18 protein-coding genes are annotated in these 20,612 nt (G+C 69.6%); 10 read left to right on the top strand and 8 right to left on the bottom strand.

From position 1 onward, the window contains the following. Positions 1-10 precede the first annotated feature (10 nt). On the bottom strand, positions 11-538 hold the full coding sequence (locus HKK72_RS15090; protein WP_187234988.1) for a hypothetical protein: 528 nt from the start codon (positions 536-538) through the stop codon (positions 11-13). Positions 539-711: 173 nt separating this feature from the next. On the opposite strand from HKK72_RS15090, the gene HKK72_RS15085 reads away from it, so the two are divergent. The 3 genes from HKK72_RS15085 (at position 712) to HKK72_RS15075 (ending at position 3,371) form a co-directional block, all read left to right on the top strand. After that, complete coding sequence (locus tag HKK72_RS15085; protein ID WP_187234987.1) at positions 712-1,245, top strand: cupin domain-containing protein; 534 nt, start codon at positions 712-714, stop codon at positions 1,243-1,245. 168 nt (positions 1,246-1,413) lie between these two features. After that, positions 1,414-2,067 (top strand): response regulator transcription factor, encoded by a 654-nt coding sequence (locus HKK72_RS15080; protein ID WP_187234986.1) that lies wholly within the window; start codon positions 1,414-1,416, stop codon positions 2,065-2,067. Continuing rightward, on the top strand, positions 2,064-3,371 hold the full coding sequence (locus HKK72_RS15075) for a HAMP domain-containing sensor histidine kinase (protein WP_315987264.1): 1,308 nt from the start codon (positions 2,064-2,066) through the stop codon (positions 3,369-3,371). Before HKK72_RS15080 ends, HKK72_RS15075 begins: the two co-directional genes overlap by 4 nt. On the opposite strand, the gene HKK72_RS15070 is transcribed toward HKK72_RS15075, so the two are convergent. After that, positions 3,330-4,853, bottom strand: a complete 1,524-nt coding sequence (locus HKK72_RS15070) for an HNH endonuclease signature motif containing protein (protein WP_187234985.1) — start codon at positions 4,851-4,853, stop codon at positions 3,330-3,332. The two genes, HKK72_RS15075 and HKK72_RS15070, sit on opposite strands and share 42 nt — an antisense overlap. 550 nt (positions 4,854-5,403) lie before the next feature. Here HKK72_RS15070 and HKK72_RS15065 point away from each other — a divergent pair. After that, positions 5,404-5,679 (top strand): hypothetical protein, encoded by a 276-nt coding sequence (locus HKK72_RS15065; RefSeq protein WP_187234984.1) that lies wholly within the window; start codon positions 5,404-5,406, stop codon positions 5,677-5,679. A gap of 128 nt (positions 5,680-5,807) precedes the next feature. Here HKK72_RS15065 and HKK72_RS15060 read toward each other — a convergent pair whose 3' ends face one another. The 3 genes from HKK72_RS15060 to HKK72_RS15050 form a co-directional block, all read right to left on the bottom strand. Next, complete coding sequence (locus HKK72_RS15060; RefSeq protein ID WP_222720729.1) at positions 5,808-7,052, bottom strand: class I SAM-dependent DNA methyltransferase; 1,245 nt, start codon at positions 7,050-7,052, stop codon at positions 5,808-5,810. A gap of 105 nt (positions 7,053-7,157) precedes the next feature. Further along, entirely contained in the window at positions 7,158-7,355 is a 198-nt protein-coding gene (locus tag HKK72_RS15055) for a DUF397 domain-containing protein (protein ID WP_187234983.1), read from the bottom strand. A gap of 16 nt (positions 7,356-7,371) precedes the next feature. Then, positions 7,372-8,238 carry a helix-turn-helix domain-containing protein gene (locus HKK72_RS15050; RefSeq protein ID WP_187234982.1) on the bottom strand — a complete coding sequence of 289 codons (867 nt, stop codon included), beginning with the start codon at positions 8,236-8,238 and terminating at the stop codon, positions 7,372-7,374. Between the two features lie 206 nt (positions 8,239-8,444). Here HKK72_RS15050 and HKK72_RS15045 point away from each other — a divergent pair, with 206 nt between their 5' ends. Both HKK72_RS15045 and HKK72_RS15040 read left to right on the top strand, forming a co-directional pair. Then, positions 8,445-8,840 carry an ATP-binding protein gene (locus tag HKK72_RS15045; protein ID WP_187234981.1) on the top strand — a complete coding sequence of 132 codons (396 nt, stop codon included), beginning with the start codon at positions 8,445-8,447 and terminating at the stop codon, positions 8,838-8,840. A 5-nt stretch (positions 8,841-8,845) separates the two neighbouring features. After that, the gene (locus HKK72_RS15040) at positions 8,846-9,082 is read left to right on the top strand and encodes a hypothetical protein (RefSeq protein ID WP_222720728.1); all 237 of its coding nucleotides are present in this window, start codon (positions 8,846-8,848) and stop codon (positions 9,080-9,082) included. On the opposite strand, the gene HKK72_RS15035 is transcribed toward HKK72_RS15040, so the two are convergent. The 3 genes from HKK72_RS15035 to HKK72_RS15025 are packed head-to-tail and all read right to left on the bottom strand — an operon-like array spanning position 9,073 to position 14,477. Beyond that, positions 9,073-11,361 (bottom strand): hypothetical protein, encoded by a 2,289-nt coding sequence (locus tag HKK72_RS15035; protein ID WP_187234979.1) that lies wholly within the window; start codon positions 11,359-11,361, stop codon positions 9,073-9,075. The two genes, HKK72_RS15040 and HKK72_RS15035, sit on opposite strands and share 10 nt — an antisense overlap. Positions 11,362-11,365: 4 nt before the next feature. Then, positions 11,366-13,171: an HSP90 family protein gene (locus HKK72_RS15030; protein WP_187234978.1), complete on the bottom strand. Its 1,806-nt coding sequence runs from the start codon at positions 13,169-13,171 to the stop codon at positions 11,366-11,368. Between the two features lie 34 nt (positions 13,172-13,205). Further along, complete coding sequence (locus HKK72_RS15025; protein WP_187234977.1) at positions 13,206-14,477, bottom strand: MFS transporter; 1,272 nt, start codon at positions 14,475-14,477, stop codon at positions 13,206-13,208. Between the two features lie 103 nt (positions 14,478-14,580). Here HKK72_RS15025 and HKK72_RS15020 point away from each other — a divergent pair, with 103 nt between their 5' ends. From HKK72_RS15020 to HKK72_RS15005, 4 genes are all read left to right on the top strand, one after another. Then, complete coding sequence (locus HKK72_RS15020; RefSeq protein ID WP_187234976.1) at positions 14,581-15,447, top strand: LysR family transcriptional regulator; 867 nt, start codon at positions 14,581-14,583, stop codon at positions 15,445-15,447. 113 nt (positions 15,448-15,560) lie between these two features. Next, positions 15,561-16,763, top strand: coding sequence for a thiolase family protein (locus HKK72_RS15015; protein ID WP_187234975.1), 1,203 nt, complete (start codon positions 15,561-15,563; stop codon positions 16,761-16,763). Then, entirely contained in the window at positions 16,760-18,871 is a 2,112-nt protein-coding gene (locus HKK72_RS15010; protein ID WP_187234974.1) for a 3-hydroxyacyl-CoA dehydrogenase NAD-binding domain-containing protein, read from the top strand. Before HKK72_RS15015 ends, HKK72_RS15010 begins: the two co-directional genes overlap by 4 nt. A 202-nt stretch (positions 18,872-19,073) precedes the next feature. Beyond that, entirely contained in the window at positions 19,074-20,549 is a 1,476-nt protein-coding gene (locus HKK72_RS15005; RefSeq protein ID WP_187234973.1) for an amino acid permease, read from the top strand. Positions 20,550-20,612 lie beyond the last annotated feature (63 nt).

Here is a 20,612-nt window from a genome sequence, read left to right as displayed (position 1 = left end):
AGGATCCGCCTCACTTCTGGCCCCCGCCGGGCCGCAGCGACTCGCACGCCTTACGCGCCTTCTCCAGCTTCTCGCGGCCCATCTCGCCGGGCTTCCCCTGGATCCTCAGACCACCGTCGGGCCCCGGGTCCTGCATGTTCACGCCGTTCTCGCGCATGCACTGGGCGAACTTCACGAACTGATCGCGGACTTTCGGGTCCTGCATGTTGGGCATCTTGCCGCCGGCCTCGAGATACGGCCGGCACTTCTTCATCGCCGCCTCTGTCTTCTCCCGGCTGCCGGGCTTGCCGGTGACCTGGATCCGTACCCCGCCGCCCGACTCCGGATCGGCCATCTCCACACCGTTCTCGCGCATGCACTGCGCGAACTTCAGCTGGGCGTCCTCGGGACTCAGCGACTGCGACGGGGAGGCCGCCGCGTTCTTCGCCTCGCCGCCTCCGGCACTCGCGACACCGTCGCCGTCCTCGCCGCCACCGCACGCCGCCAGCGCCAGCACGGCCGGCAGCACCAGGGCCAGGGCCAATCTGCGCATTCTCATGTCGACCTCCACACCGGCGGTCACTCGCCGCCGGCGCGGCCCATTGCAGCCGGATACGGATTAAACCTTCGTTAGTCGCCCTCAGGGGGTGCGGTGGGCCCCCCAACCTGTCACCGAAGGTCGGAGGGATAATTGACTCAGTGCGGGGGCAGCACGAAGGAGGGCAGGACCTGATGGACGTGCCCAGCGCGCCGGCTGTGAGGGTGGTGCCGCCCGGCGGCGGGGATTCGGTCGCCATCCCGGGTTTCGGCTCGGTTTTCAAGCTCTACAGCCGCGACAACAACGGCGAAGTGGCCATCATGGAGCATCCGTTCGCCGTGGGCACGATCACCGCGCCGCACCGCCACACGCGCGAGGACGAGCACTCCATCGTGCTCGAAGGCCAGATCGGCTTCCGATCCGACGCCGACGAGGTCGTCCTGGGACCCGGTGGCTACATCACCAAACCACGCGGGCAGATGCACGCCATGTGGAACGCCGGGGCCGCGCCCGGCCGCATCGTCGAGGTCATCACACCGGGCGGCTTCGAGAACTACTTCCGTGAACTCGGCGAGCTGCTCACCTCCGTCGGGCCGGCGGCCGGCGTGAAACTCCACGAGACGCCCGAATTCACCGAACTCGCAACGAGATACGGCCTGACCTATGGCCACCCCGACTGGCTCGACGACGTCGTGGCGCGTTACGGACTGACACCACCGACTCACTAGGGCCAGTCACGCGACCTCGGTCGGGTGACCGGTCCGGCGTCTGATGGGCGAACCGGACTCCGTCCTCTTTCCTTGAGCCTGCCCTACGCCGGCTTATCCAGGTTTAACGCCCGACCGGACAGGGTCGACCCTGGCAGGCCACGTCCACGGGAACAGAGGAGGATCGCCATGCGCGTGCTCGTCGTGGAGGACGAGGGGCTCCTCGCGGACACCATCGCGGCCGGGTTGCGTGAGGAGGCGATAGCCGTCGACGTCGCCTACGATGGCGCGGCGGCTCTGGAGCGCACCTCGTACGTCGACTACGACGTGGTGGTCCTCGACCGCGACCTGCCGGAGGTGCACGGTGACGAGGTGTGCAGGCGGCTTGTCGCCGACCGCACCGGCGGCCGCATCCTCATGCTGACGGCCGCCGGTGACGTGGACGAGCGGGTCGACGGCCTGTCGCTGGGCGCCGACGACTACCTGGCCAAGCCGTTCGTGTTCACCGAGTTGGTGGCACGGGTGCGCGCGCTGGGGCGCAGGTCGGCGCCGCCGCTGCCACCTGTGCTCGAACGGGCGGGGATCCGGCTGGATCCGCGCCGCCGTACGGTCAGCCGCGACGGCCTGGAGGTGACCCTCACCAAGAAGGAGTTCACCGTTCTCGAGGAACTGCTGCGCGCCGACGGCGGCGTCGTCAGCGCCGAGCACCTGCTCGACAAGGCCTGGGACGAGAACATCGACCCGTTCAGCAACATCGTCAGGGTGACGATGGCGACCCTGCGCCGCAAGCTCGGTGCTCCGCCGGTCATCGAGACGATCACCGGAGTGGGGTATCGCCTGTGAGACTCACCTTGAAGACGCGGCTGACGCTGATCTACGGGTCGCTGTTCCTGGTGACCGGCGCGGCCCTCGTCGGTGTGACGTACGCGCTGACCGCCAGCACGTTGAACAAGAAGATCACCGTCAAGGTCCTCATGTCCAAGGAGGACCTGCCCTCGCCGATGAACCCCCTGGGGGCGACGGGGCAGGCACAGCTCGGTTCGCTGCCTCAGGCGCCGGACCCCGACAAGCTGCTCGCCGCACGGCGCATGGTCGCCGGTCAGGTCGCCCAGCAGAAGAGTGACGTCCTGGAACTGCTGTTGCAGGGCTCGGTGCTCACGCTGCTGGTGGTCGGGCTGCTCGCGGTCGGCGTGGGCTATGCCGTCGCGGGACGGGCCCTGGCTCCGTTGCAGCACGTCACGGCGACCGCTCGGCGGCTGTCGGAGAGCACTCTGCACGAGCGCATCGCCCTCAAGGGCCCGAGGGACGAGATCAAGGAGCTGGCCGACACCTTCGACGACATGCTCGACCGGCTGCACCGCGCCTTCGACGCGCAGCGGCGGTTCGTCGCGAACGCGTCGCACGAGCTCCGCACACCGCTGACCGTCAACCGCACCGTGCTGGAGGTCGCGGCGGCGAGCCGCAAGTCGCCGGAGGAGACGCGTGTGCTGGCCCGGTCGCTGCTGGGCAACACGGCACGGCACGAACGGCTGATCGAGGGGCTGCTGTTGCTGGCCCGGTCCGAACGCGAACTGGGCAACCGTACGCCGGTGCCGCTCGACGAGACCGTGAACGGCGCGCTGGAGCAGCTGGCCGGCCCCGCGGCAGAGGCCGACGTGAAGATCACTACCAGGCTCGCCCCGGCGGTGGCCACGGGCGACGCCGTGCTGCTGGAGCGGTGCGCGGTCAACCTCGTCGAGAACGCGATCAAGTACAACGGGCCCGGCGGCCGGGTGTGGGTGCGGACGTGCCGGGAGGCCGGCACGGTGGTGCTGCGCGTGGAGAACACCGGGCCTCCCGTCGCGCCGGACGAGGTCGCCACGATCTTCGAGCCCTTCCGCCGGCTCCGCGCCGACCGGACCGGCTCGGCGCGCGGTGCCGGCCTCGGCCTGTCGATCGTCCGCGCCGTCGTCCGGGCGCACGACGGGGTGGTCGAGGCGGTGCCGCGGCCGGGCGGCGGCCTCGCCGTCACAGTACGGCTGCCCGCCTGCGGTCAGGACGGGTACGTTTCCAGGAACAGCAGGAACGTCAGCTGCTCCAGCCCGGGGTCGTTCCCCGCTGGCCGGTCAGGGGGCGGGGCCGACGAGATACCAATGGCCGGTGGGTGAGATCCACAGCAGAACGCCGGGCCATATGTGGATCAGGGTCCAGTCGGGGTGTTGTTTGAGTAAATGGTGACCGCGACATAATGTGGCGACGTTACATGGGCAGGTCGGCCCGCCTTTGTGATATGGAATTGTATGATCCAGATCGCATTTTGCGGCGCGGCGGTTGCAGGTGGGGAAGGTGCAGGTGCCGTCTCTGGTCTGGATGAGGCGGCGCATTCCGGCGGGTGGCCGGTAGGCATCGTGCCCGTGGACGAGGTTGCCTTCCGGGTCGACGGCCAGGGCGCACCAGCGGACCTTGAGCGGCGAGAGCGCGTCCTTGATGCGGCGGGCGGCTTCGGCGACCAGCAGCCGCTTCTCCGCGGGCCCGCCCCGGTGGCGGGTCTGGCCGAACAGGTCGCTCAGCTCGTCGCGGATCGCCTGGGTCATCGCGGCGGCCTCTTCACGCCCGGTGTCGCCACCGGTCCGGCCTGGTCTCGGGGAATCGTTTCGTCGTGTGCCGCCGGGGCCGGTGGGGCGCTGGGATGCGCGGGCCTCAGCCACGAGGCCGGCTGTCTCAGCGGCCGCCTCACTGTCGGCTTCCCGGGAGGTGACTGCCGGAATGTCGGATGCGCTGGACGCGGTGTCCTGGGGTGCGGCGGCAGTGTCCTCGGGTGCGGCGGGGGTTCCTGGCGTTGGAGCCTGTTCGGGCTCGGCCGCCGCGGGGAACAGGTCCTGGGGTCGTTTGCCACGCAGCAGCTCCAAGACCACATCGGCGCGGATGGCGTCGATGGGCCGCTGGTCTCCGTCGGCCTTGAGCGCGTTCGCCAGCGCGTTGAGGTAGTTATAGGCGGCGTCGGCGTCCTCGGCGGGTAGATCGCGGGCGGCCAGATCCGCGGTGCCGTCGGGGTTGTCGTACAGCTCTACCCGGCGGCCCTTCTCGGCGGCCTTGCGGCGCCGCTCGTAGGCGTCCGGGTCGGCGTCTTTGATCGCTGTGCGAACCCGTCCCGCCAGTTGCCGGGTGGTCAACCGCGGCGCGTCCGGCAGCACGAGAGCCTCGACCTTGCGGGCGATGTCGTGGCTCACCCCAAGAACACCATCACAGATCACCCGCGCTTTCCCGGCGTCGATGCGGCCTTGGGCAAGGGCCCGGCCGGTTTCCAGCAGCGGCCCTTCCAGCATGGTCGCCATTCCCAACCGGATCACGGCGGCGGTGCCCGACAACGTCAACGCAGCCGAGACCTCATCGCACAGCGCCCGGCCCATCTCCACCGTCCACGCCCCGTACCGATCGGCCTGGACCGAACGGCGCCGGTCCAGCTCCGCGATCGCCGAAAGCTCCAGCGACTCCGCCCACGAAGTCAACCGCCGAGCCGCCCGCATCGCCTCGATCAAAGCGTGCTCATCCAACCCGCCCAGCGGCAGATCAGCGAGCTCACCCGCCAGCGCAGGGCCGGGAAGCCTCCCCGAAATATCCGGCAACTCCTCAACGTCCAGGCCAGGCACCCGGGGACACCTCCTCCCGCGCATTCCTCGACAGGAAAGGACAACCACGCCTTCGAACATGGTAGCGAATCCATCGCCGAGATGTAACCGTGATAGGTGAAGAGAATGCAGTTCCCAGTGTCACTGATCGCGAATTTCCAATCCACAAAAGGGCGCGAATCGGGCATATGTGACGCTCTTTGTACGTTCAGTCATTGGTCGCTGTTGGCTGTGTGCAATCGTAGGTTCCACCCCGGCATTTACCGTGGAGCCAGACCAGCCGAGGCGAGCGCCTGATCGGCGAAGCGGGCACGGTCCCGCCGACCGATCGTCTGGAACACCTGGCCGGCCGCGCCGAGGATGCCGACGTGATCATCACCGCGGAGCGCTCCGGCGGTGGCTTCGGGCGACGCGGTACTGCTGGAGCGGTCCGCTGTCAACCTGGTGGAGAGCGCGATCAAGTACAACCGCCCGACGGCCGGATCTGTGTGCGCACGTGCGGTGACGCGGGTGCGGCAGTGCTGCGGGTGGAGAACACCGGGCGGCCGGTCGACCCAACGGAGATCCCACCTTGTTCGCACCGTTCCCCCGGTTGTGCACCGACCGGTCCGGCTCGGCGCAGGGGGCCGGTCTCGGCCTGTCGATCGTCCGCGCCGTGGTCCGGGCGCACGACGGGGTGGCCGAGGCGGTGCCGCGGCGGGCGGCGGCCTGGTTCTCACCGTCCGGCCGCCCGTGGGCCGGGAGGCCGTGCCACGTCCCGCTCACGCACCTGACCGCACCTCCGCCGCTGCGCGAGCGGCGAGCACCGATACGTACGCGACGACACCAGGCCAGCCCCCGTACCTGAAGGCGAAGCGGCTCGACGACCCGTACGCGCCGGGGCAGAGACAGCGGACGAGTGCCCTCGGCGGCTGCAGCAACGTAAGAGTTCGAAATCGGAGGTCTGGCGCCCCACGACCGAATCGTCGGGGTGGGCTACGCTTCCTCGTCGCTCTGCGTGGCTTTGGGCCGTTCAAGGGCTTCGGCGATGGCGGTGAACTCGGCGAGGGCCGCCGTCAGGTCTTCGACGATCTCGCGGGCGATGATTTCTGGTGGAAGAAGGCTGTCGGCATCCTCCAGGCTCGGGTCCTTCAGCCAGGTGATGTCGAGGTTGACCTTGTCGCGTGCGATCAGCTCGTCGTAATCGAACGACTTGAACCGCTCATTCTCGATGCGGTTCTCGCGTGGCTCGCCGGGTCGGTAGCACTTGACGAAGTCGTCCAGGTGCGCGCGAGTGAGCCGGTTCTGCTTGAGCGTGAAGTGCTGCCCGGTACGGAAGTCGTACACCCACAGCCTGGAGGTCCAGGGAGCGTCGGGGCGGGCCGGCTTCTTGTCGAAGAACAGCACGTTGGCCTTGACGCCACCCGCGTAGAAGATGCCGGTCGGCAGGCGCAGCAGCGTGTGCACGTCGAACTGCTTGAGCAGCCGCCGCCGGATCGTCTCGCCGGCCCCACCCTCGAACAACACGTTGTCGGGCAGGACGACGGCCGCGCGGCCGGGGATGCCGAGCATGGAGGCGATGTGCTGGACGAAGTTGAGCTGCTTGTTCTTGGTCGTGACCCAGAAGTCGTTGCGGAGGTACTCGATGTCCTCGCGATTCGCCCGCCCGTCCTCGCCGACGACGGTGATCGACGACTTGCGGCCGAACGGCGGATTGGCCAGCACTACGCTCGGGTAGCTGCGCGGTGGCTCGGCGAGGGCGTCGCGGACCTCGATCAGCGAGCGGCCGTTGGGCCTGCCGATGCCGTGCAGCAGCATGTTCATCGCCGCGAGCCGAGCGGTGCCATCGACCAGCTCGACGCCGCTGATGCTCCCGTCACCGAGCCGGTCACGATCTTCGGGCGCCAGGTCGCCACCGTGGTGGCGCTGGATGTAGTCGTGCGCGGCCAGCAGGAAGCCGCCGGTGCCGCAGGCCGGGTCACAGACCGTGTCGCCCGGGCCTGGCTGGACGCAGTCGACCATCGCGGCGATCAGCTCACGCGGAGTGAAGTACTGCCCGGACCCTGACTTGACGTCCTCGGCTCCCTTGGCGAGCAGCTCCTCGTAGGCGTCGCCCTTGACGTCCACGCCCTGGCTCGACCATTGCTCCTTGTCGATCAGCTCGACGACCAGCTTCTTGAGTTTGGCCGGGTCCTGGATCCGGTTCTGCGCCTTGCGGAAGATTCTGCCCAGAGCTTTCACGAGCCTGACCGGAACCGGAAGCAGCGAGCACCCTCACAGCAACGTGGAGCCACTTCGTCGGAGTCCGGCTCATGGCACGGGTGGCCGTTCTAGCTTTTCAGGGGCTTAGAGGTCATGCTCTCCGCCACGGATGCGGTTCGTGAACGCTTCCCAGGCGGCACGGTCAAAAGCGAGGTTCGGACCCTCGGGCTTCTTGGAGTTGCGGACGGCGATCAGGTCGCCGACGGATGCGATCTCAACGCAGTTGGCGCCGCCGTTGTCACTGCGCCGGCTCTTGCGCCAAACGACGCGGGAGAGATCCATCCGCCCGGATCCTTCCTTATTCGTGCCGCTCCATCTGGGAGGCGATCTCCTTGATCAGCATGCGCGACTCATCGGGGGCGAGCGCCTTCGCACGCAGATGATCGAAGATCACACCATAAGCAGCTATTTCCGACTGTTGCTCCAGATAAAGGCCGCCTGTCCGGTATTCAACGTACACGACGTCCGGATCCAGTGGCTCGGCAAAGCCGAGGATGAAGAACCCGTGCTGCATCGCGGGATGGGCACCCGCCCGGAACGGCAGGACCTGGAGCGTCACGGTGTCGAGTCCGGAGACCTCGACGAGCCTGCGGAGCTGCTCCCGCATCACGGCACGGCCTCCGACCTCTCGGCGCAGGGCCGCCTCGTTCAGGACGACCCAGAGCTGGGGGGCGTCGTTCGCCGTCAACAGTTCCTGCCGCTTGAGGCGCACGGCGATACGCCGCTCCAGTTCGTCCTCTGGTGGAAGCGTCGGCGCGGCGTCCATCAGCCCACGGATGTAACCCTCGGTTTGGAACAGGCCTGGGATGATCTCGCATTCGTACTCGCGGATCGTGCCGGCCTCCTCTTCCAAGCCGACGTAAACGGTGAACCAGTTGGGGATCGCATCGTTGAACTGCTGCCACCAGCCGCGCTTGCGTGCCTGCTTGGCGACGGTCAGCCAGGCGTCCCTCTCCTGGCCGTCGACGCCGTAGAGCTCCAACATCCGTGCGACGTAGGCGGGCGGGGCACTGGTGGCCGCAGACTCGATCTTTGTGATGGTCGCGGGTGCACAGCTCACGAAGTCGGCCACTTCCTCCCTGGTCTTTCCGGACTCCTTGCGCAGCCGCTTCAGCTCGGTGGCCAGTCGTCGACGCCGCACGGTCGGGCTGGTCCGATTCGCCATCTTTATTTCTCCTTACGCCATTTGCCGCCTGCGGATCTTATGAAAATGGCACTAGTTCCATTGAAAGAGCTTTACGCGACCATAGACAAGCATGCACACTCTGAGCTTAGCGACACCGACACAGCGTGTTCATCGAACTCGGCGACTCGACCTGTGCGCAGTAGGCGTGCACCAAAACGCGATTTCGCAATCAATGGAGGATCGTCATGACGACCGCGGTGTTCCTCGGAGCCATTGACATACCGGCTGAGGCCCGCCGGGTCTCAGCCGTGCGGCACTGGCTACGTGACCTGCTCGGCGAGGAGCATCCGGTGGCTTTCGAGATCGAGCTGCTGGGCAGCGAACTGTTCACTAATGCGGTGCTGCACTCTGACTCGGCGCGGCTCGACGACCAGGGTCGCCCCGGGATCGTCTCGGTCGTCGTTCTGGCCGTGGGCCCGGCCATCCGGGTCGAGGTCACCGACGCCGGGTCGGCACGCAGCGCACCGCATGTGGTGAACGCCGATGCCGATGCCGTCAGCGGCCGTGGACTGCTCTTGGCCCGAGAGCTCACAGGGGGACGATGCGGGACACATACCCGGGGCACGCGCCGCACCGTGTGAGAAAGATGATCGTGATGCCCTCCGACGACCGGCTCACCGTCCAAGACCGCCAGGCCATCGACCTCGCCCATCGTCTGCGTCAGCGCATCGGCCGCCGGCTCGCCCGTCGCGGGATCATCACGGCGACCGTCGGGATCTCCCCCTATGTCGACCCCGCCGGTCAGCCCAGCGTCGTCATCTGCATGAACGCCGGCGCCGCGCAAGCCCTACTGCATGATCTGGGCGAGCCGGTTCACGGGTGATCGAAGCCGGCGACCAGCGTCCGGGTGGCGGTGGTCCCCATGAGCTCGTCCCACCGGGTGATGAAGAGTTCGTTCTCGAAACGGCAGGACGCGGCGAACCTGGCGTAGCTCCAGCCGTCCTCGGGAGGACAGCATTCGTCGGCCGGCCAGGTCCAGGTCTCGTCGAGCCCGTCCGCCACGATGCGCTCGCTCATCCGCATCGCCGCCGCATAGGCCCGTACCCGGTCGATCGAGCACTCGTGGTCGTCCCGCGAACTGTGGAAGAGGTCGAGATTGCGCTGGACGATCTCGCGCCCGTGGTCCGGTTCGCCCGCCCGGGCACAGAACTCAAGGTGCGCCGCCACTTCGGGGGCCCCTTGAACCGTTCGGTAGGTGCGCTCGTGGATCTCCCGCGCCTCGTCGAGCCGACCGGCGCGCAGGTAGGGCAGCAGAAGATAGTCCTTCCTGTCCTCTGAGAGAACATCGCCGGGACGGGCGGCCTCCAGGAGGGGTGCCATGGACTCGACCGCCTCGTCGTCGCGGCCCAGGTCGAGCCACCATCGCGTACGGCGAAGGATGTTCGGCCGGGTGGTGAAGGCCTGAGTGGGCGGGAGGTCGCCGAACGCGGCCCACGCGGCCCTCGCCGCGTCCACGTCACCGCGCCGGACCTCGAGTTCGACGCGGAACCAGCGCAGGTGGTGCGCGTCCTCGGTCCCCGGACGGCAGTGCGGTTCCAGCGTGCGCAGGAGTCCCCGGATCTGCGCCGCGTGCACGGTCGGGTGGGTCAGGACCCGGTCCAGCGTGACGGGAACCGCGGCCCACATCCGGTCGAGGCGGTCGGCGCCCAGAAGCGACGGGCGGGCGTCGTGCAGACGGGCGATCTCAACGAGGGTGGTGAAGAGACGATAACGCCGGGCGCGCTCCCACGACCCCAGCTCCTCCAGGAGCGCGAGACGGATCTCCAGCGCCGTCTCCGGCTGCTCCTGCGCGATCGCGTTCTGCAGGAGCAGCTGCATCCGAATGCTCTTGGCCTTGGGTCGCTCCAGCGTGCGGGCCGCGCAGAGCCCGTCGCGCAGGTCGTCGGCCGTGGCGCTCGCGAGATGCGTGGCGGGCGGGGGCGCCGCGCGGTGGCGAGGTTCGGCGGTGTCGGGCGGTAGGGGCAGGTCGAGGGCGATCGGCTCGGCGTGCAGGAGTTCGGTGATCTTCTCGCTCTGGAACGAGGTCCCGTTCAGCTCGTCGACCCGATGCGAGAAGTTCACCGCCTGCCAGCGCAGGAGGGAACCGAGGTCGGCATAGGACCACACCACATCGGCGTCGCATTCCGGATCGTCGCAGTCACAGGGCCAGATCCATTCGGTGTCGAGGTCCTTCTGCATGACCCGGTGGCACAGCAGCGCCGCGGCGGTCGCCGTCCACATCAGCTCGACCGATGCGACGTCCTGCTCGAAGTAGTGGAGGTTGCGCCGCAGAACGTCGAGTCCGCGCTCCTCGTTGCCGGTGCGTGCGCAGAACTCCAGATGACCCGCGACATCCTCCAGCTTCATGCCGGGCCGCGCGTAGGTGCGCTGGTGCGCCGCCACCGCCTCCTCGAGGCGTCCGGCGCGCAGGTAGGGCATGACCAGATCATCGGCGTGCTCCTGGCGCTCCCCCGTGGGGATCTGACCTGCCACCAGGGGCGCGAGCGCCTCGACGGCCCGGTCGTTTCGGCCGAGCCGCTGCCACATGGTGGCCCCTTTGGTGGCCATCCCGTCCGAGTGGAAGTGATCTTCCGGTTCGCCCTGCGCGCGAAGGCGCCCCCACAACCGCTCCACCGCGTCGAGGTCTCCTCTACGGGCCTCCACGCACATCCGGTAGTGGTCGATGGCGTAGCGCGTCGATCGCCGGGTCGGGGGGCAGTGCTTTTCCAGTTCGTCCAGCAGGCGGTGGATCCGCGGGGCCGGTGCGGGATAGAGCCAGACATAGGCGTCGACGATGAGGAACAGCTGGTTCCACATCGCGCGGACATCGTCCTCGGGAATCCGGTGCGGCTGCTCGTGCCACATCAGCAGGCACCTGCGCAGGACGGGAACGGCCTCGCCGAAGAAGTCCGACGACCCCTTCGTCAGCGGCTTGTACCGCAACGCCCAGGCGAAGGACAACCTGGCGCGGAAGATGAGCGCCGGATCGCCCAGCGCTTCGGCGTGGGGGACGATGTCCCGCATCGCCTCCACGTAGACCTCGCCGCCGGGGCCTCCGTCCAGGGGGTCCAACGCATTCGCGGCCTCGAGCCTGGCGCGGATCTCGTCTCGGCCGAGCGGCATCGGATCAGATCCGCCGTCCCGCGTGGACGGCGTGCTCGACGAGGCCGAGGAACGCGCGGTTCACGCCCGCCACGGCGTCGGGGCCCAGCGGCCGGTTGCCCGCCAGCATCGCGTAGCCGTACAGGGCCTCGGTCGACAACTCGACGACACCGGCGTCGACGGTGGTCGTCAGGCGTGCGACGAGCGGGTTGCGATAGTTGAACACCAGCAGGGGCCGGGCCTGCTCGTCCTCTTCAGGATCGCCTGCCTCCAGGAGTTCCGCCCAGACGCCGTCCGCCTCCTCGCGCGCGGCCCGCATGTCGGCGGCGAGCCGGCCGTCCCTTCCCTCCAGATACAGCACCGGCAGCGAAGCGGGAGAGAAGGAACGCAGGACGGGTTCGCAGCCCCGGGACGCGAGGGTCGTACGCGCGATGCCGACGAAGTCGCGCGCGGCGAACTCTGCGGCGGGGTCGAGAGCGACGAACCGGGTGGCGAGATCGTCCGGATCGAGCCGCCGTACGACGAGATCCGGATCGATCCGGCGGAGCCGCCGGAGGATGTCGGCGTGGTAGGTGTAGGCGCCGTTGACCAGGCCCATGCCCTGAGCGGCCGCGATACCCGCCAGTTGCCGGAACTCCTCGATGTTCGGCGTGTAGTGGATGGTGCGATGGCGCCGGCGGAACTCGCCGAGGCTGACCGGTCCCTCGCTCGTCTCGAACGGCAGCCACTCGTCCACGATGCGCAACATCTCGACGTCATGAAGGGCCAGCGCCATCACTCCGAGATGATGGACGCGCAGAAAGGCCGACAGCCGTTCGGGAGAGGTCGCCGCGAGACGCACCAGCCAACCGCGCAGCTGACCACCGAGCGCCTCGCGTGTGCTGGTCAGCAGATCGTCCTCGTGCAGTTGCTCCCTGCTCGCGGTGGGACGCAGCCCGTCGGTATCGATCACACACCGAACGAAGAACGCCCAGTCGGGCATGATCTTCTCGACCCGGTCGCCCAGGAGCATCCGCTTGAGATAGACGCGGTGGAAGGCCCGCTCGCCCGGGTTGGTCTCGTGCGGCAGCACGAACGCCGCACCGCTCAGCCCCGCCTCGGGGACCGCGAGGTCGATCACGTCGAACGGCGCCGTGCCGATGAGCCGTTCGCCGTACCGCAGCAGGGCGTCCCTGCGGGCGTCCGGGCTCGGATGCTCCACCCGCCACGGCGGCGTGCCCTCGGTGACCAGTTCCTCGCCGACCCGCACGTCATAGGGGAGCAGCGCGCCGTAGTGCCGCACAAGTTCGGTGACGGTGGAGGCGCCGAGCCAGTGCTCGCAGTCCCGGCGCGCCCGCAGGATGACGGTGGTGCCCGGCTCCTCCCGTGCCGGCCCGTGCTCCCCGATCGCCCGGTGAACCGTGTAGTGACCATCGGCGTGCCCACGCCAGATGACCGTCTCGGCGTCCCCGCTACGTGTGATCACCTCGATCTCGTCGGCGACGAGGAAGCATGAGAGCAGTCCGATGCCGAACTGCCCCAGGAAGTCGTGCCGCGCGAATCCGAGCTCGTCCCGCTTGGAGGAGTTTCCGATCGTGGCGAGCAGCTCATGCACCTGCGGCTCGGTCAGCCCGATGCCGGTGTCGTGGATCCGCAGTGACCCGTCCACGGTCGTCTCACGTGGCTCGATGCGGATACGCGCCGGCGCCGCGCCCGCCACGAGACGGCGAGCGGTGATCGAATCGACCGAGTTCTGCAGCAGCTCCCGCACGTAGACACGGGGACTGCTGTACAGATGGTGGCTGAGCAGATCGACGATTCCACGCAGATCCACGTTGAAGCTGTGCTGCACGCAGATCACTGTATCCGCGTGCCATCCCGGCCGATCACTGTTCTTCTGAGTGACCGGAATGCTCACCGCGAACCGCGATGCCTCCCCGCCGCGCGCGGGTACCGATCGTGGTGGCGGCGAGCGCGGCGAGCGCCGTGAGGATCAGGACGTACGCGACGACGCCCGGCCAGCCGCCATGCTCGAACGCGAGGCCGCCGGCCGACCCTCCGGCGCTGCCGCCGAGGTAGTAGGCGAACAGGTACAGCCCCGCCGCCTGCGCCCGGGCGGTGCTCGCGCGCAGCCCGGCCCAGCCGCTCGCCACCGAGTGCGCGGCGAAGAAACCGGCGGTGAAGACGAGCAGGCCGGCCCCGACCGCCGGCACCGAGGCGGGCAGCGTGAGCAGGAGCCCGGCGGTCATGGTCACGAGGGCGCAGGCAAGGACGGCCCGCCGGCCGGCCCGGTCGGCGAGCCGCCCCGCCGCCGTCGAGCTCCAGGTGCCGCCGAGGTACATCAGGAACATCAGCCCGACCACCGCCTGCGGCAGGTGGAACGGCGCGGCGAGCAGCCGGTAGCCGAGGAAGTTGTAGACGGAGCCGAAACCGGCCATCAGCAACAGGCCGGTGGTATAGAGCCGGCGCAGGCCGGGGTCGCGCAGGTGGGCCGCGACGGCATGGTGGTCGACCCGGGCCGGGCGGAAGAAACGGGAGCGGGGCAGCAGCGCCCAGAAGGCCAGCGTGAACGCGAGCGCGACCAGCGCGGTGACGCCGAGCCCCCACCGCCATCCCGCGACGTCGGTGACCAGGCCGGGGACGAGCCGCCCGAGGAGCCCGCCGACGGTGTTGCCCGCGATGTAGAGGCCCATCGCGCCGCCGAGCGCGTCGCGGTGCACCTCGTCGGCGAGATAGGCCATGGCCACGGCCGGCACCCCCGCGAGCGCGACGCCCTGCGTCGCCCGCAGGACGGCGAGCGCCGCGAAAGTCGGCGCGACCGGCATGAGCAGGCCCAGCAGGGCGGCGGCGAGCGCGCACCAGGTCATGACGCGCGTACGGCCGTATCGCTCCGACAGCGCGCTGACCGGCACCACCGCCAGCGCGAGCGTGCCGGTGGACAGCGACACCAGCAGGCTGGCGGCGGTGGGCGACACCGCGAACGCCTGCGACAGCACCGGCAGCAGCGCCTGGGTGGAGTACAGCGACATGAACGTGGTGAGCCCTGCGGCGAAGAGCGCGAGGTTCACGCGGCGCAGTCCCGGCGATCCATGATCGTGCCGGTCCTCCGCCGGGGTCGTCGCCGGGCGGGCCCGCACCAGGCTCCGCGCCAAGATCATCTGGCGGCTCCTCTCCCCGCACCAGGCTGCCCGGTGACCATCGATGCGTCCAATGAGGCTTCGTCCTCAAATCGATGCGTGATGAGCATTTATCATCAGGGTCGTGGACCTGACCACGGTGCGCTGGTTCCTCGCCGTGGCCGAGCACGGGCACGTCACCCGGGCGGCGGCCGAGCTGCGGGTCTCGCAGCCCGGGCTGTCGCGGGCGGTCGCGCGCCTGGAGCGTGAGCTCGGTGCCGCGCTCTTCGACCGCGAGGGGCGCAACGTCCGGCTGAGCCGCTACGGCGAGGTGTTCCGCGAGCACGCGCGCCGGCTGGTCGCCGAGGACGACGCGGCCCGGCGCGCACTGGCGCAGGCCGCCGATCCGGGGCAGGGCGAGATCCGGCTGGGCTTCCTGCACACCCAGGGCGCCTCACTGGTGCCGGACCTGATCCGCCGGTACCGGGAGCGGTACCCGCGCGTGACGTTCCGGCTGCTGCAGGACAGCTCCGCCCGGATGACGGCGGCCCTCCGGACCGGCGAGGCCGATCTGGCCATCGTCAGCCCGCGCCCGGACGACCCCGTCTTCTCGTGGCGCCCGCTGGTCGTCGAGCGGCTCCTGCTGGCCGTCCCGGCGGGTCACCGGCTCGCACGGCGCCGCCGGGCCAGGCTGGCCGACGCGGCGGGCGAGCCGTTCATCGCCATGCGGCCCGGGTACGGCCTGCGCGCGATCACCGACGAGCTGACCCGGCAGGCCGGGCTGCGGCCCGAGATCGCCTTCGAGGGCGAGGAGATCTCCACCGTGTGCGGGCTGGTGGGGGCCGGCCTCGGCGTGGCCATCGTGCCGCCGCCGCCGCAGGGCGAGGGCGTACGGCACCTCGTCCTCGGCGACACCGCGGCGAGCCGCACGGTCGGGCTGGCCTGGGTGACGAGCCGCACGCGGACACCGGCGGTCGAGAACTTCCTCGCGTTCGCCGCCGCCGACCGCTGACCGGCGTCGGCGGTCAGTGGTTACTGACGAGTATCATGTGTGTTACCAGCGAGTAGTAATCCGCTTGTGGGCATCGGCTCGCGTCGAGCCTCAGCATCGAGGGAGAACTGACCGTGCCTCGTACCGCACGTGACGTCGTGTTCGTCGACGGCGTACGCACGCCGTTCGGCAAGGCGGGCCCCAAGGGGGTGTACGCCGAGACCCGCGCCGACGACCTCGTCGTCCGCGCGATCCGGGAACTGATGCGCCGCAACCCCGGCCTGCCGCCGGAGCGGGTCGACGAGGTGTCGGTCGCCGCCACCACGCAGACCGGCGACCAGGGCCTGACCATCGGGCGCTCCGCCGCCGTGCTCGCCGGGCTGCCGAAGAGCGTTCCCGGTTTCGCCGTCGACCGCATGTGCGCGGGCGCCATGACGGCGGTCACCACGACCGCCTCGGGCATCGCGTTCGGCGCGTACGACGTCGTCATCGCCGGCGGCGTGGAGCACATGGGCCGCCATCCGATGGGCGAGGGGGTCGACCCCAACCCGCGGTTCCTCGCCGAGAAGCTGGTCGACCCGTCGGCCCTCGTGATGGGCATGACGGCCGAGAACCTGCACGACCGCTTCCCGGAGATCACCAAGGAGCGCGCGGACGCCTACGCCGTGCGCAGCCAGGAGAAGTACGCGGCGGCCCGCGCGGCCGGAAAGATCCAGCCTGATCTGGTGCCGACCGCGGTGCGCTCGGCCGAGAAGGGCTACGGGTACGCCACGGCCGACGAGCCGCCGCGCCCCGGCACCACGCTGGAGGGCCTCGCCACCCTGAAGACCCCGTTCCGCGTGCACGGCAACGTCACCGCCGGCAACGCGGCGGGCCTGAACGACGGCGCCACCGCCTGCCTGCTCGTCGCCGAGGACGTCGCCGCCGAACTCGGCCTGACCGCCCGCATGCGGCTGGTGGACTTCTCCTTCGCCGGAGTCGAGCCCGAGGTCATGGGCGTCGGGCCGGTGCCGGCCACCGAGAAGCTGCTCGCCCGCAACTCGCTGACCATGGACGACATCGGCCTCATCGAGATCAACGAGGCCTTCGCCGTGCAGGTGCTCGCCTTCCTGGAGCACTTCAAGATCACCGACACCGACCCCCGGGTCAACCCGTGGGGCGGCGCCATCGCCGTCGGCCACCCGCTGGCCTCGTCGGGCGTCCGCCTCATGAACCAGCTCTCGCGGCTGTTCGGAGAGCGCCCGGAGGTCCGCTACGGCCTCACCACGATGTGCGTCGGCATGGGCATGGGCGGGACCGTTCTCTGGGAGAACGTCAACTACGAGGGGGCGGCGTGAGCACGGTCGAGACCTGGCGGTCACTGCTGGCGAGCGGAGAGCTGAACGCCGATGAGGTCGTCACGCACGTGCGCGTGCGCGACGTCGAGCTGCCCCTCGGCGCCGGCACCGCCGCGCTGATCACCCTGGACAACGGCTTCGACCACACCAAGCCGAACACCTTCGGGCCGCGCGGGCTGCTCGAGCTGAACGACGCGCTCGACCAGGTGGCGGCCCGCGGCGACCTCGCCGCCGTCGCCGTGACGGGCAAGCCGTTCATCTTCGCGGTCGGCGCCGACCTCAAGGGCGTACCGGCCATCACCGACCGCGAGCAGGCGGCGCTCATCGGCCGGCTCGGCCACGAGGTGTTCCGGCGCCTCGGCGAGCTGCCGGTGCCGTCGTTCGCCTTCGTCAACGGCGCGGCGATGGGCGGCGGCGTCGAGATCGCGCTGCACTGCGCCTACCGCACCATCTCCTCGGGCGTGCCGGCGGTGGCGCTGCCCGAGTGCTTCCTCGGGCTCGTGCCCGGCTGGGGAGGCACCTACCTGCTGCCGAACCTGATCGGCGCCGAGAAGGCGCTCAAGGTCATCATCGACAACCCGCTCGCCCAGAACAAGATGCTCAGGGGCCCGCAGGCGTTCGAGCTCGGCATCGCCGACGCCATGTTCGAGCCGGCCGACTTCCTGGAGGAGTCGCTGCTGTGGGCCGCCCGGGTGCTCACCGGCGACGTGACCGCCCCGCGCCCCGAGGTGGACCGGGGCGACGCCTGGGACCAGGCCGTGGCGGGCGCCCGGTTCGCGGTCGAGGGCAAGCTGCACGGCGGCGCTCCGGCGCCGTACCGTGCGCTCGACCTCGTGGCCGCGGCCAAGACCGCGAGCCGTGACGAGGGCTTCGCCGCCGAGGACGACGCCCTCGCCGACCTCATCATGAGCGACGAGCTGCGCGCCGGCCTCTACTCGTTCGACCTCACCCAGAAGCGCGCCAAGCGGCCCGCCGGGGCACCCGACAAGAACCTGGCCCGGCCGGTCACCAAGGTCGGCGTCGTGGGCGCCGGGCTCATGGCCGGCCAGCTCGCGCTGCTGTTCGCCCGCCGGCTCGAAGTGCCCGTCGTCATGACCGACCTCGACCAGGGGCGGCTCGACAAGGGCGTCGCGTACGCCCACGGCGAGATCGAGAAGCTGCTCGCGAAGGGCCGTGTCTCCGCCGACAAGGCGGGCCGGCTGAAGTCGCTGATCTCCGGGTCGCTGGGCAAGGAGGCCTTCGCCGACGCCGACTTCGTCATCGAGGCCGTCTTCGAGGAGATGTCGGTCAAGCAGAAGGTGTTCGCCGAGGTCGAAGCCGTGGTGCGGCCCGACTGCGTGCTGGCCACCAACACCTCCTCGCTGTCGGTCACCGAGATGGCCTCACGGCTGAGGCACCCCGAGCGGGTGGTGGGCTTCCACTTCTTCAACCCGGTCGCGGTGCTGCCGCTCCTGGAGATCGTGCGTGGCGAGCGGACCGACGAGACGACGCTGGCCACCGCGTTCGCGGTCGGCAAGCAGCTGAAGAAGTCCTGCGTGCTCGTCAAGGACGCGCCCGCGTTCGTGGTGAACCGGCTGCTCACCCGCTTCCTCGGCGAGATCCTCACCGCGGTGGACGAGGGCACGCCGCTCGAGGTCGCCGACCGCTCGGTGGCACCGCTGGGCCTGCCGATGTCGCCGTTCCTGCTCCTGCAGCTGGTCGGCCCGGCGGTCGCGCTGCATGTCGCCGAGACGCTGCACGAGGCGTTCCCCGACCGTTACCAGGTGTCCGGGCGGCTGCGGGAGTTCGTCGCCTCCGGACGGTCCGGCGTGTACGCGCCCGACTTCTCGATCGACCCCGAGGCCGCCGAGCTGTTCGCCGGCGGCGACCGGCCCTCCACCGAGGAGGAGGTCCGGCAGCGGGCCGTCGAGGCGGTGGCCCAGGAGATCCGCATCATGCTCGACGAGGGCGTGGTCGCGGCCCCCGAGGACATCGACCTCTGCATGATCCTCGGGGCCGGCTGGCCGTTCCACCTCGGAGGCGTCACGCCGTATCTGGACCGTACCGGCGTCGCCGAGAAGGTCGCCGGCGGACGATTCCTCCAGCCGGGCGTCGCGTCACTGCCGTAACGCCGCCGCGCTCCGTCACGCCGCCGCGACGTCCCTGAACAGGGATCTCGCGGCGGCGTGCGCATGTCCGGCGTCCGCCGCCGCGTGCCCATCGGCGCGAATAGAGGCCGGGAAGGTGACTTTCGCCGTGAATTGGGGAGCATCCGAATGCTCACCGAACGTACCGATGGCGACACGCACACCCCTCGTAAGGAGGCGCCCGATGAGTCTGTTCCGGACGATGCCGATCGAGCGGTCCATCAAGGACACCGAGGATCCGGCACACCGGCTGCGTAAGGACCTATCGGCGTTCGACCTCACCGTCTTCGGGGTCGGGGTCATCATCGGCACCGGGATCTTCGTGCTCACCGGTGAGGTCGCCCGGGAGAAGGCCGGACCGGCCGTGGCCCTCTCGTTCGTCCTCGCCGGGATCGTGTGCGGGCTCGCCGCCCTCTGCTACGCGGAGTTCGCCTCCACGGTGCCGGTCGCCGGCTCCGCCTACACGTTCTCGTTCGCGACGCTCGGCGAGTTCCCGGCCTGGATCATCGGCTGGGACCTCATCCTGGAGCTGGCGCTCGGCGCGGCGGTGGTCGCGGTGGGCTGGTCGGGCTACGCCAAGTCGCTGCTCGACAGCATGGGCATCCATCTGCCCCACTCGATAGCGGGAGAGCACGCCAACTTCAACATTCCGGCCGTACTGATCGTCGTGGCGGTGACCACGCTGCTGGTCATCGGCGTCAAGGTGTCGTCCCGGCTCAACGCCGTGGTCGTGACGATCAAGATCGCCGTCATCCTGCTCGTCATCGTCGCCGGGCTCTTCTTCATCAAGGCCGCCAACTACACCCCGTTCATCCCCGAGTCCCATTCGACGCCCTCGGTCGAAGGCCTGAAGGCTCCGCTCATCCAGGAACTGTTCGGCATCGCCCCGGTCAGCTTCGGATGGTTCGGGGTGTTCGCCGCGGTCGCGATCGTGTTCTTCGCCTTCATCGGCTTCGACGTCGTCGCCACCGCGGCCGAGGAGGCCAAGCGCCCGCAGCGCGACCTGCCCCTCGCCATCATCGCCTCCCTGACGATCTGCACCGTGCTCTACATCGCGGTCTCGCTGGTCGTCGTCGGCATGGTCGACTACCGGAAGCTGAACATCGAGGCGCCGCTGGCCGAGGCGTTCAAGGCCGTCGGGCATCCGGGCTTCGCCACGATCATCAGCGTCGGGGCGCTGGCCGGGCTGACCACGGTCGTGCTGATCCTGCTGCTCGGCCAGAGCCGGGTGTTCTTCGCCATGAGCCGCGACGGGCTGCTTCCCTCGTGGCTGGCCGCGGTGCACCCCCGCTTCGGCACCCCCTACCGCGCCACCATCATCATGGGCGCCGTCGTCGCGGTCCTGGCGGGCCTGATCCCGCTGTCGGCCCTCGCGGAACTGGTCAACATCGGCACCCTCTTCGCGTTCATCGTGGTGTCGATCGGCGTGGTGATCCTGCGGCGTACCCGGCCGGATCTGCCCCGGTCGTTCCGCGCCCCCTTCGTGCCGGTGCTGCCCGCGCTCTCGGTGCTCGCGTGCCTGTTCGTGATGCTGAACCTGCCGGTGGAGACCTGGCTGCGGTTCTTCGCCTGGATGGCTCTCGGCTGCATGGTCTACTTCCTGTACGGCCGTAGCCACAGCCGGCTCGCCACGCGGGACGAGGTCAAGATCGACCAATGACGACAGGCCGCCGCGCCGGATTTCGGCGGCCCCTGCTAGTAGGTGATCGGCCGTCCTATGGGC

The organism is Actinomadura sp. HBU206391 (assembly GCF_014323665.1).
Classification (GTDB): domain Bacteria; phylum Actinomycetota; class Actinomycetes; order Streptosporangiales; family Streptosporangiaceae; genus Actinomadura_C.
Note: the sequence above shows the minus strand (reverse complement) of the source record. Positions and strands in the feature narration are given on the sequence as shown.